9 protein-coding genes, 2 pseudogenes, 1 riboswitch and 1 other annotated feature are annotated in these 12,585 nt (G+C 33.6%); of the genes and pseudogenes, 5 read left to right on the top strand and 6 right to left on the bottom strand.

Annotation, left to right across the window (positions count from 1 at the left end; translation table 11 throughout):
• Positions 1-8 precede the first annotated feature (8 nt).
• The 5 genes and pseudogenes from AB1284_RS07040 to AB1284_RS07020 form a co-directional block, all read right to left on the bottom strand.
• Positions 9-650 carry a hypothetical protein gene (locus AB1284_RS07040; RefSeq protein ID WP_429750595.1) on the bottom strand — a complete coding sequence of 214 codons (642 nt, stop codon included), beginning with the start codon at positions 648-650 and terminating at the stop codon, positions 9-11.
• Positions 651-1,228: 578 nt separating this feature from the next.
• A complete protein-coding gene (locus tag AB1284_RS07035; RefSeq protein WP_429750597.1) occupies positions 1,229-1,519 on the bottom strand; it encodes a GYD domain-containing protein in 291 nt (96 codons plus the stop codon).
• 199 nt (positions 1,520-1,718) lie between these two features.
• Positions 1,719-2,981 (bottom strand): MFS transporter, encoded by a 1,263-nt coding sequence (locus AB1284_RS07030; protein ID WP_429750598.1) that lies wholly within the window; start codon positions 2,979-2,981, stop codon positions 1,719-1,721.
• 387 nt (positions 2,982-3,368) lie between these two features.
• Positions 3,369-3,782: pseudogene (locus AB1284_RS07025) on the bottom strand (YndJ family protein); the annotation flags it as partial.
• A 4-nt stretch (positions 3,783-3,786) separates the two neighbouring features.
• Positions 3,787-4,226, bottom strand: a pseudogene (locus AB1284_RS07020) (hypothetical protein); the annotation flags it as partial.
• 217 nt (positions 4,227-4,443) lie between these two features.
• A riboswitch (Lysine riboswitch) is annotated at positions 4,444-4,631 on the top strand.
• A 232-nt stretch (positions 4,632-4,863) separates the two neighbouring features.
• On the opposite strand from AB1284_RS07020, the gene AB1284_RS07015 reads away from it, so the two are divergent.
• The gene (locus AB1284_RS07015) at positions 4,864-6,093 is read left to right on the top strand and encodes an aspartate kinase (RefSeq protein WP_429754336.1); all 1,230 of its coding nucleotides are present in this window, start codon (positions 4,864-4,866) and stop codon (positions 6,091-6,093) included.
• Positions 6,094-6,131: 38 nt separating this feature from the next.
• Here AB1284_RS07015 and asnA read toward each other — a convergent pair whose 3' ends face one another.
• Positions 6,132-7,115: an aspartate--ammonia ligase gene (gene asnA / locus AB1284_RS07010; RefSeq protein WP_429715125.1), complete on the bottom strand. Its 984-nt coding sequence runs from the start codon at positions 7,113-7,115 to the stop codon at positions 6,132-6,134.
• A gap of 72 nt (positions 7,116-7,187) precedes the next feature.
• Positions 7,188-7,447 (bottom strand) — a binding site (T-box leader).
• A gap of 578 nt (positions 7,448-8,025) precedes the next feature.
• Here asnA and AB1284_RS07005 point away from each other — a divergent pair.
• The 4 genes from AB1284_RS07005 (at position 8,026) to AB1284_RS06990 (ending at position 12,437) form a co-directional block, all read left to right on the top strand.
• A complete protein-coding gene (locus tag AB1284_RS07005; protein WP_020060606.1) occupies positions 8,026-8,202 on the top strand; it encodes a DUF3934 family protein in 177 nt (58 codons plus the stop codon).
• A 464-nt stretch (positions 8,203-8,666) separates the two neighbouring features.
• Positions 8,667-10,304 carry a peptide ABC transporter substrate-binding protein gene (locus tag AB1284_RS07000; protein WP_429750600.1) on the top strand — a complete coding sequence of 546 codons (1,638 nt, stop codon included), beginning with the start codon at positions 8,667-8,669 and terminating at the stop codon, positions 10,302-10,304.
• 669 nt (positions 10,305-10,973) lie between these two features.
• Complete coding sequence (locus tag AB1284_RS06995) at positions 10,974-11,399, top strand: MarR family winged helix-turn-helix transcriptional regulator (protein ID WP_429750602.1); 426 nt, start codon at positions 10,974-10,976, stop codon at positions 11,397-11,399.
• A gap of 3 nt (positions 11,400-11,402) precedes the next feature.
• Positions 11,403-12,437: a beta-carotene 15,15'-monooxygenase gene (locus tag AB1284_RS06990; RefSeq protein ID WP_429750603.1), complete on the top strand. Its 1,035-nt coding sequence runs from the start codon at positions 11,403-11,405 to the stop codon at positions 12,435-12,437.
• The last annotated feature ends 148 nt before the right edge of the window (positions 12,438-12,585 follow it).

The raw sequence follows: 12,585 nt of genomic DNA, 5'->3' as shown, positions 1-12,585 counted from the left end.
TCCTTAATTTAAGAACCAGCTGGTGCTTTCGAATTCCCTATACCACTCGAACCATTTGGTGTAGTCGCCCCAGGTGTTGATGTTTGCCCTCCTTTAGTAGTTGTCTCCGTACCGTTTGAAGATGATTGTGTAGATTTATTCAAATCTACTTTATTTCCATTAGAAGAGGTTCCCACTCCTCCTCCTGAAGAGGTACCCTTATCTTTTCGTTCCTTGTCATAGTTTAGAGCTGGATTCCAAGGGCTTTGGTTCTTCATGAGAGGAGTAAAATTATTCCCTCCCTGTCTATCTAGCATTTTCCCATTCATGAATCCATTACCACGATTCCCCATGTTCGCGAGCATGTAACCTGCTGCAAATGGTAAAATAATACCTCCCCAACTCATACCATTGTCTGTATATGTTTGATTATTATAATTAGAAGAAGTTTTATTTACAGGTCCTTCTTGCGGAAGGTTCTCAAAGCATTCCTTATCTTGATTTTTAGATTCAGGTGGACATTGCTTGCTATCTTTTACATCTTGATTTTGATTAGTATCTGTACTTGAAACATCTTGTTCTTCATCATCACTAGCACACCCTGCTAACAAAAAGGTCGAAATCCCTAAGCTGGCAGCGATTTTCACAAACTTTTTATGTTCCATCTTCATACAAAACGACTCCTCCTTTATGAAATATACAATTTTTCTATATAATGTAATTATATCGTAAAAATAAAATTTACTCTTTTTTATTTTGAACATTACTATCATATATTTATAGTTATTTGACTCGAAAGTTATTTCTAATGTCGTCCTATAATTACGTTTTCTTACGCTCAATACTTATGTGATTATTGATTGCTATATATAACGAATTCCTATAGGAAAAGATTATTTTTTGTTTAACTAACTATTTAAAATGGCACCTTCCTTTAAAAAGCTCTATTATCATGTAATGATGATTGTTATCCAATTAAGTATGTACTCAAATACCCTGCAATAGTAACAATGATCGACAATAATACATATGAATAGAGACAGCTACCTTTCATCTGTATTAAATGCCCTTGCCGCTGCTGACATCATACTAGAACTCCTCCCACAAAAACAAATACAACTAGAAAAAGAGACATTTCATTCACATGAAAAAAATGAAAAAAGCTAGCCTTCGATATCAAGGATAGCTAGAATGAACTTGTAAAAAATTATAAAATCAATCCTAAATAGAAAACACCATATCTTATAACTTAGATTTCAATTACTAGTTGCTGAAATTCGTCCATATTCAATAGTGGAAAAATCTTTGTTTCTACCATTCCTGGTAATTTTCCTGCTAAATCAATTTTCTTTACTGCTACTGTATCAGGTGCTTCAAAGGTGATAACCATATCATATTCACCTACGATGGCATAAGCCGTTAAAATACGTCCACCGAATCGTTCATAATTCTTATGTAAGTTAGAAAAACGTTCACTAATATTTTTTATATTTACATTTCCTTCACGAGTAAACTTTGCAAGAAGTATATATTTTTGCATAAGAACCTCCTTGAACCTTCCCATAGTGGGAGTCCTACTGCTCACAAATATCGGGATAAAAATAAAAACAGTTAATACTATATATTCATTACCTGATAAAAATATTAAATTATCATTCTTCAATTGAATTCATTTAACTTATGAAAATAACCTTTTTACACACTTCCAATCGAAGGCACTACATGATACATATATTGAATCAATCAAATTGACGAATACTCGAAACAGATAAAGCGGCCAGAACAACTACAATAGCCGCAATCGCTAAAATGATGATAGTCAAAATACCACCAATTATATTGGCCAACCATCCAACTATCAAATACCCTAACGGCAACAGTGCAAAGGATCCAAGCATATCGAGACTAACAACTCTACCAAACGCTTCTTCCGGCACAAGTTCTTGCAAACTCGTTTCCCAAATTAAACCGAAAATCATAATGCCAAATCCTTCAATAGCCATTAATCCAATTAATGCTGGTGCCCATGAGACAAAAGGCATTATTAAGAGCGCCAATCCACTAATTAAAACACCACCATAAGCCAATAACCCGCGTTTATACCATCTCTGCCTCCCGCCAAAAATGAGAGCAGCAACTACAGCACCTCCACCAGAAAATGCCATTCCAAGGCCGTAGACAAAAGGGTCGAAGTGATGATGAATATTAAATAGCCAAGGAATTAAGACAACTACAATACCCGCGTGACAAATATTAATAAACGAAAATGCTAGAATTGTAATCCATAACCACGGATGACTTTTTAATACTACAATTCCTTCTGTGAAATCTTTTTTTAGATTCACTTTATTATCTGCCGATTCCGGCACTTTTTTTGCTGTCAAATCTCTCAAAAATAGTAAGCATGCAAAAGAGAGCAAGTATGTCAATGCATCTAAGCCAAAACCTATACCTGCTGATGCAATAGAAACAATGATACCTCCAAGCGCTGGACCAATTAAACGCACACCCTGGCTACTCATCTGCGTTAATGCATTAGCTGCATTCCGAATTTCCGGCACAAACACCCTTGCTCGAATTGCTGAATAGGCTGGTTGAAATAACCCCTCCATAAGACCATACATCGCTACTAATACATATAAAATATGGATTGTTAAAGTGTCAGTAAACATGAGAGTTGCTAACGTTGTCATTACTATTCCCCGAACAATATCAGTAAGTAACATCAATTTAACACGGTTAAAACGATCTACAATTAATCCCGAAAATGGTAAAATAAGTACATTTGGAAGCATATACATCGCCATTGTTATCCCCATAACAACTGTCGAGCCTGTTAACTTATATACAACCACTGGAAGAATGACCATTGTGATTGAACTTCCAAGAACTGAAAAAAGTTGTCCAATCCATAAAAAAGTAAAATGACGTGACTTTGTAATAGGTAATAATAAATTACTTATATAACTTGAACTTCTTTGTTTTTGTATCTCTCCTTGCATATGTCCCCTCCTTACCTAAAATAAAACAATACTGCATTTCATTATAACATTTAAATGTAATTATTTTCCGAAAATTCAAATTCCATTAACACTTGTATATTGGATTATTAGCAATAAAAAACATTTGCTTTTTTCAAGCAATCCCCTTTTAATACCCTCGATTGATTTTCATTTTTCTTTCCATATACTTTCTCTACTTGATTTACCTCTACTACAGCACTTCACATTCCTTTACCCCCTATCTCTTAGCATCTGTTAGTATCTTCTCGGAAAGTTTTTAAGTTTCTTGTAGACAATTTCTTAGTGATTCTTAAGGTTCACTAAATTTCTAATAAAAACATTTACATATAAAAAACGAGCTTGGTATCATACCAAACTCATTTTTTATTATGAAATATTCTCTTTTCTTTCAATTTCATAATAAATCTCTAGAAACTTCACACCAAACATCCACATTTGATGATGTGCTGTTAACGTGATTTTATCCTTCTCACTTATCACAAACGTTTCAGCTAACGGTAAGCAAATCGTAAAGAAGCGGCTATGTAAATAAATCCCCTCATCCCCTTTTGTACTGTTCCGTAACCGACTCGTAATGATAAGATTTTTCTTATCATTACGCAGCTTTAACATTCCAGTCATATTCGCATATGGTAATGGCAACGCAATATTCATGTATGTTTCCCCATTATGTTCATGCTGAGAGTAAAGCGCTACAAAGATTGTTTCATTCTGTACATTTTTCCTAATCCATGCTCTGACATCATTTCTACCGTCTTTTTCATCTTTTATGGAAACAATCTCTCCATACAGTTGCCCAACCTAATAACGGACGAAATATGTATGAATCTATTAACCTTCCTATATTTCCAAACCTTGTTTCATAATCATACTGCGTTTCAAAGCGAATTTTGTTCCCATTCGGTGTATACTTCCAATAGCCTCTTCCTACTGTAATCAACGAAAGTTTACTATCTGTCCAAAATTTCAGTGAAGAGATGCGTTCCCCACCTTCTTTTTGTAGTTCTCCTATTAATTCTCCTTCTCCAGCAATTTTAAGTCCAAAACCAATTTTTGTTTTATAAAAAAACGCTGCGGTTCGCCTTCTTTCCTATCTAAATACGATATTTCTGTAAACCGTGTATCCCATTCTGTATGTATCTTTGGATCTTATGTATATTTCCAAAGTTCATTCATTGTTGTTTCTATTTCAGTTTGCACATAAATAGGTTTTTGCTTCCCCATTCACACCGCTCCATCCATATAATCTATATAACGAATTTATTTGCAAAATATTGTTATAAATTCTTCTTTTAAACATATTTTATATCATTTTCATTTTACCTTATAATAGATTTAATTTTCTGAATTATTTTATCCTACTTGATTTCTTCCAACATTTTGATTATTATGGAACAAATGTTACCAACAACTTCATACAACCATTCACTCTCGCCGAACGACGTGAGATAGAGGTTGCAACTTTTATGAATATTCTAAAGGAGACACAGAGATTGTCAGTGAGTTTAGAAGAAAGGAAAAGTTGCCGAAATTTATATGTTTCTCTGAACACATAAATTGGGGCTGTTTTCGAATAGAAACAGAACTGTCATATATACAGCAGTGTATATATGAAGAGCTATCTACAAAAAAGAGGGATCATGTTTCTTTATGATCATCTTCTTTTTTGGCGGTTTTTTATTAGCTCCGTTTTCTGTTTCCTTTTTCCTGTAACAGCACCATCCTCACCTATTTGAGATGGTGTTTTTTATTTGCTTTCGGTAACTTACAGGAATGAAAGGGATCTATATTTCCCATCTTATGTTTAACAACATTTTTCCTACTCTATTAACCAATATCAAATTGAAAGTGGGCTCTCATGATGGAATTTATTGTTCAAAAATTTGGTGGTACATCTGTTGGAAGTATTGAACGTATTCAGCATGTTGCGGATTTAGTCATTGAAGAATATGAAAGAGGACACGGAATTGTAGCGGTCGTTTCTGCGATGGGACATAGTACAGATGAATTAGTATCTTTAGCTGCTGGCATTACTGATCAACCTAGTAAACGAGAAATGGACATGCTACTTACAACAGGTGAACAAATTTCAATTTCTTTATTAACAATGGCTCTGCAAGCAAAAGGTTATGCTGCAATTTCACTAACAGGCTGGCAAGCAGGTATTACAACAGAATCTGTACATGGCAGTGCAAGAATTACTGATATTAATACGGAGCGTATTCAATCTTATTTACAAAAAGGAACCCTTGTCGTTGTAGCCGGTTTCCAAGGATTAAGTGCAGAGCAAGAAATTACAACGCTTGGCCGAGGCGGTTCTGATACAACTGCAGTCGCATTAGCTGCAGCATTAAAAGCAAAAAAATGTGATATTTACACGGATGTAACAGGTGTTTATACAACTGATCCACGAGTTGTAAAAGGTGCTTACAAATTAGATGAAATTTCCTATGATGAAATGCTAGAACTTGCCAACCTTGGTGCTGGTGTACTTCATCCAAGAGCGGTAGAGTTTGCGAAAAATCATAATGTTATATTAGAAGTTCGCTCAAGTATGAAACAAGAAAACGGAACAATCGTAAGGGGAGAATGTAACATGGAGCAACAATCAATCGTAAAAGGCATTGCATTTGAAGACAATATTACGCGTGTAACTATTAAAGGATTACAACAAGGAAAACTTTCTACAATCTTCTCTACATTAGCGAGTGCTCATATTAATGTAGATATTATCATTCAAAGTATTACAAATGAAGGAACTGTACATTTATCCTTCTCTATTCATTCGAATGACTTAAAAGAAACACTAGCGGTACTAGAAGAAAATCGTGAGGCTATGCACTATGAATCTGTAGAATATGAAAATCATTTGGCGAAAGTATCAGTTGTTGGATCAGGTATGGTATCCAATCCAGGTGTAGCTGCTCAAATGTTCTCAACATTACAAGAAGAGAATATTCATATTAAAATGGTAAGTACATCTGAAATTAAAGTCTCTGTAGTTATTGATCGTCTTAACTTAGTAAAAGGTGTGGAAGCACTTCATGAATCATTTATGGCAAAAATTGAGCCTCTCGTATCAGTAAATTAAATGAAACAAGGGATGCACATGCACCCCTTGTTTTCTTTTTAAAATAAGTGAATGTTTTGCTTTTTGCACTCTTCACGCATTTCATCTGGCCATACAGAAGTTTGAACTTCGCCAATATGTGCTTTGCGTAAGAAGTACATGCACATTCTTGATTGTCCAATGCCACCGCCAAGTGTAAGTGGAAGTACGTCCTCTAAAATACCTTTATGGAAATCATATTCACGTTTGAAGTCTTCCCCTTTTATTGTTAATTGTTCATCAAGAGATTTGCTGTCAACACGAATGCCCATAGATGATAATTCAAATGAAGACTGGAGTACTGGATTCCAAAATAAGATATCTCCGTTTAATTTCCAATCATCGTAGTCAGATGCACGTCCATCATGTTTTTCACCAGAGCGCAGCGCCCCCCCAATTTCGCTAATAAAGACTGCACCGTATTCTTTCGCAATCGCATGCTCACGATCTTTCGGTGTTAATTCTGGATATTTATCTTCAAGCTCTTGAGATGTGATAAATACGATATCTTCCGGTAAGTACTTACCAAGGAACGGGTATTTTTCAAATAAATGACCCTCTAAATCTTTGAATATTCCATAAATTGTTCGTACTGTTTCTTGTAAGTAATCTACTGTACGCCATTCTTCTTTAATAATTTTTTCCCAATCCCATTGATCAACATAAATGGAATGCGTTGCATCGAGCTCTTCATCACGGCGAATTGCGTTCATGTTTGTATATAAACCTTCACCAGCTTCATATCCATATTCATGCAGAGCAAATCTTTTCCATTTTGCTAGTGAATGTACAATTTCTAACTCTTCTCCTGAATGCAGCATATCAAATTCAATTGGACGCTCTACACCGTTTAAATGATCGTTCAACCCTGACTTTTTCGTTACAAATAATGGCGCAGATACGCGGAATAATCCAAGACGTTTTGATAATTGCTCTTCAAAAAATGTTTTAACTTCCTTAATCGCGATTTGTGTTTCTCTTACTGTCATTAATGTTTGGTACATGTTGTTTTCCTCCTAAAATGTTTTGATGTAATGAGGAAAGAAACCAATAAAAAAAGCCCTTCTTTCCCAAAAAACTGGGACGAAAGGCTTTGGTTCCGCGGTACCACCCAAATTAGCAACAGAGGTTGCTCACTTATCAGTACGGAGAGTAGAGATATCTCGATACTGTTCTTCTTGTAACGGCGAAGTTCCCGGCTAAGTCTACTTTCCTAAAAAGGATTTCGGTTAGCGACTCCAGGAGGTTCTTCATAACAGGCTTCGTATCAGGCTCACACCACCCCTGACTCGCTTGGACTACGTCCTATTACTACTCTTCCTTTCACAGTCGTTTTACTGTCACATCTCTGAAACATTTTATTAATGTTTATTCTATACAAAAAAATAAGAAAGTCAACAAAAAGTTTTTAAATATTTTTCAATTCTTTATTTTACGGTTTTTCAATAGTGTGTGATAAGAAAATATTTGAACGCAGTTCGATAAATACAATGTGTCACACACAAATGCATATAATAATCCTTATATAGTTAACTTTATAACTATTCTTTTATTCTTGCAGAAGATTTTTTTGAAATATTACCAAAAATCTATTTTCTGAAGAACATTGTATAATATTAATAAATTCAAGATTAAACACCTTTTACATAACACATTACTATCAGCAAAAATTAAAAGAGTCCTAACTGTGAAGGACTCTTTTTTCTACTTTAAAAAGATTTCTATTAGCGGGATAAACCTGAGGATTTTACGCATTACTGTCCATGTTGTGATATACTATTATATCCTGCTGTTCATTTTTATGAGCAACTGTCGGAAAGGAAAAAGTCATAAACCCAAATTTTATTTTAAAGATTTATTGACTACGGTGGAAATAGATTTGCTATACAATAATAACGGAGTGATTAAATTTATATGAGTAAAGCTAAAGGTAAAGGTGGAACAGGTAGAGGAACAGGCAGCAAGGGCTGGAACCGATGGAAAGCCAGTGCCAACAAAAAAAAGAGTGCCAAACCTTATACAAGCAAAGGTGTTAAAAAAGCGGGTGGCGCAAAGACAAACAGTAATACAGGTGACAAATCCGAAAGATAGGGACTGCTATTTACGCTTGGTATGTTTCGTGTAAGTGTAAGATAGATGTTGTGTGGGTTTATTTTGCGGAGAAAAGCAAAGATTTAAAACAACAAAACAAGTTGTTACTCATTGTAAAAAAACAACTTTTAAAATTCATTAATACGATAATCTATATTATGAAAAAAGCTATTCTTTTAGTAAGTACTTATACAAAAGAATAGCTTTTTTATGATGTGAATACAATTTTCTATTTACTCGATGACTATATGACAGAACCACTTATAAAAATTTTCAAGTTAAATTTAAAGCACAATATCGTAATCCTTTATTTTAATCGTTTCTATATTTCATGTTTATTTCTTTTGACCTGCACGAACCATATTGTATAATCCCTATAAGTTTTTATTAATTTCAAGTTTATTTAATTGAATTTTCAGAAAAATATATTTATACTTATGGACAAATAAAAAGGAGGGTGAAAAATGCAACCAAAACTAAAGCTTTCCATTGTGTTTATTCTTGTACTTTCTATTATCTTATCAGCATGCAATCAAAACAAATCAGAAACAGCCACTACTAACACACAAGAAAAACGAAAACCCATTTTAAATATTGTAGAATCAGGCGAGATTTCAACTTTAGATTCTTCTATCGCATCTGACGGCTTATCCTTTGGTGCCCTTAATAACGTCATGGAAGGCTTATACATGCCTGGCCTTGAGGGAAAACCGGTACCCGGAGCTGCCGAATCTCATACTGTGAGTAAGGATGGCTTAACCTATACATTTAAACTGCGTGATACGAAATGGTCAAACGGCGATCCTGTAACAGCTCATGATTTTGTATATGCATGGAAACGCGCTGTAAACCCTGAAACGGCTTCAGAGTATGCGCAAATTCTATTTGATATTAAAAATGCGAAAAAAATAAATAAAAAAGAACTTCCTTTAGATGAGTTAGGTGTAAAAGCACTCGACAACAAAACATTAGAAGTTCAGCTTGAGCATCCTGTACCGTACTTCCTTGGATTACTGGGATTTGCTACATTTTATCCTTTAAATCAAAAATTCGTAGAATCACAAGGAAAAAATTTCGGATTAGAAGCAAAAAATGCAATCTATAATGGGCCATTCGTACTAAGTGAATGGAAACATGAACAAGGATATAAAATGACGAAAAATCCAAATTACTGGGATAACAAAAACGTAAAATTAGAAGAAATTAATGCTCATGTCGTCAAAGATACTTCAACAGCTGTTAACCTATTTGAAGCTAAACAAGTAGACCGAGTAACTATTAACGCTGAATTCGTAGATAAATATAAAGATATTGATAGCTTAAAGAAATTAGCACGACCAACAACAGTTTTCTTACGTTACAATCAAAAAAATCAAGTTCTTGCAAATAAAAATGCGCGAAAAGCCATTAGCTTAGCATTTGATAAAAAAGGCGTTGCTAATACAATTTTAAACAATGGTTCTATTCCAGCCAATGCACTCATTCCACAGGGATTTGTAAAAGGACCTGATAACAAGGATTTTCGAAGTACAAGTCATGTAAAATTAGAGACAAATGTTGCAGAAGCAAAAAAATTATGGGAAGTTGCTAAAAAGGAATTAGGTACCCAAACTATAACGTTAGAAATTGTAAGCACTGATGATTCAAATGATAAAAAGATTACTGAATTTTTAAAAGGCGAACTCGAAAAGAATTTACCAGGACTAAACATTACATTAACCCAACTTCCCGTTAAAGTATATTTAGAGCGTGAATCTAAAGGCGATTACGAGATTTCTCTTTCTGGATGGGGAGCTGATTATCCGGATCCGATGACATTCTTAGACATGTTTATAACAGGTAGCTCATTTAATCGAATGAACTATTCCAACCCAAAATACGACGAACTTATCCATAATGCAGGTTCTTCTCTATTAACAGATTTACCTGCTCGCTGGAAGGCTTTCCAAGATGCCGAAAAAATTCTCATAGAAGATGATACAGCCATTGCTCCTATTTATCAGGCTGGACTTGTTTATCTGGAACGACCATTTGTAAAAAATGTTTGTATTCGACCTTTTGCTGGAGTGTACAGCTATAAATGGGCGTATATTAAACAGTAAAGGGTATTACATTATAACTAGATAATAAAGTTGTTTAAAAAATATTATCAAGACCTAATTCGTAAAAAGTCATAAAAAATAAAGGGTGATACATATTAGTCATATATAATATGTATTACCCTTTTACTTCTTGTTCAACAATCGGGCGCAATTTGCGCTTCATCTTCTATGTCTAAAAAAGTTTTTAATGGCATCAAGACGTATATTATGATGACAATCTTCACAATAAAATAAACGATTCTTATTTTCCTTGAACTGTTTATATTGCCTAGTTCCTTCATAAACTCTAAATTTCTTTCTACAACTACAGCAAATTACCTCATATGAAAACACTTTTATCCCCCTCACATGATGCATTACTTTCGAGTAGACTGATCATAAAACGTTCCTCCACAATCTGGCCCAATTGTTGAAAAACAAGAGATTTTTTATTCCACTAAATAAGATTTACTCTATCAAAGTAGACCTTTTTATAAACCTCTGCGTATGCAATTTTTTATCTTATTCCTCTAACTTCTTATTCTTACGTTTAAGCGATTCAATAAGAGCTTCCTTTTATTATACAATAAACGTAACAATATTCTGATTATTAATATTTATTCCATGTACTTTTAGTTTAGTTTATTTTATAGTTAAGTTAACTTAACTATTAAGCGAGGTGATTTAAGTGTGAAAAATAATCTTATTCAACAAATTAACAGTTTACAAAATCATTTAAACGTTCAAGTAGCAAGTAGATTTGAGCAGAAAATTGATAATCAACTGACAGCTAAGCAAGTTTTATTATTAGAACTAATCCGGACAGGTGTCACTTCAACGAAGGATTTAGCTACCCAATTGCATACTTCAACGAGTGCAGTTAGTCAACTGCTTAATAAATTAGAAACAAAAGAATACATTACCCGCAGTATTAATAAAGAAAATCGTCGTGAAATCATATTAAAATTAGCGACGAAGAGCGAGCGGTATTTCGAAGAATTGCAACTGCTCGAAGATGAAATCAATCACAATATTTATGGACAGTTGCCCTTAGAAGACTTGAAACATTTAGTCCGTATACTTGAAAAATTAAATACGATTGTAAAAGGGGTATAATCTATGTATGTGATTAAAAGAGGAAAGTATATTTGGTTATTATTGCTTTTCGCTATTTTATGTAGTAATTATATGCTCTATCACACGCACATCGGAAATAATCTGCTCCCACCAGAAACAAATATAGTAGTATTAGGATCATTATTAGACTTAATTATTATGTTGCCTTTATTCTTTATGTTGTATAGCAAGAAGTTTTCTGTAAAAACAGCGATTATTTTATCAGCGACAGGATGTATATTAGCTAGGTTTCTAATTCCAAATCAATTTTTAGAACCCTTTACAGCTATTACTTGGGCTGGAATTGTAGTAGAGGCTGCGTTAATCATCTTTGAAGTTATATTAATTGTTACATTTGTTCGTTATATGCCAAAAATCATCAGAAAAGTGAAAATGAGCACATTACCAGTGATTTTTTCGTTCCCACATGCAGTTGATGAATATATAAAGAAAAATTCAATTATTCATGTGATTTGCTCAGAGGCGATGATGTTTTATTATGCTTTCTTCAGTTGGAAAAAGACACCTCTTACAGGTATAACACTGTATAAAAACTCAAGTTACATAGCATTTCAAATCATGATGATTCATGCAATTGTTATTGAAACATTAGGTTTCCATTGGTGGCTTCATGATAAATCGATGGTTATTTCGATCATCCTATTAGTTCTTAATATTTATTCTATAATTTTTTTCTTAGCGGATATTCAAGCTATTCGATTAAATCCAATTTATATAAACAACGGATCTATGTTTCTCTCTCTTGGATTATTAAAGCGTACAGAAATTCAATTTGAAAATATTGAGTGTATGATCGAAAATTCAGCGATTTTAGAAAGTAAGTTATCGAAAGATACAATTGATTTTATTGTGCGAGATTTTGAAAAAGTTTATCCACATATGATTTTAAAAATGAAAAAACCTGTAAAAGTAACACTATTCATGGGAATTCAAAAAGAATATTCACAAATAGCTATTCGTTCTGACAACCCAGCACAACTTAAAGAAATTATTTTAAGTAAAATGGAAAATAACTAGCTCATTAAACTATTAATTTCATCTGTCAATCCTTCTTGAAGAAAACCAAAAGGGCCTTGCTACATAAAAATTGTAGCAAGGCTCTTACTTTTTCAGCTGAGAATCAAACGAACTTATTATCTCTATATAATTATTGTGTATACACAAA

Origin of the sequence: Bacillus sp. S2(2024), assembly GCF_050474045.1 — a bacterium.
Taxonomy (GTDB): Bacteria; Bacillota; Bacilli; order Bacillales; family Bacillaceae_G; genus Bacillus_A; species Bacillus_A yunxiaonensis.
The sequence above is the reverse complement of the archived record's forward strand: the minus strand, read 5'-3'. Positions and strand labels throughout refer to the sequence as shown.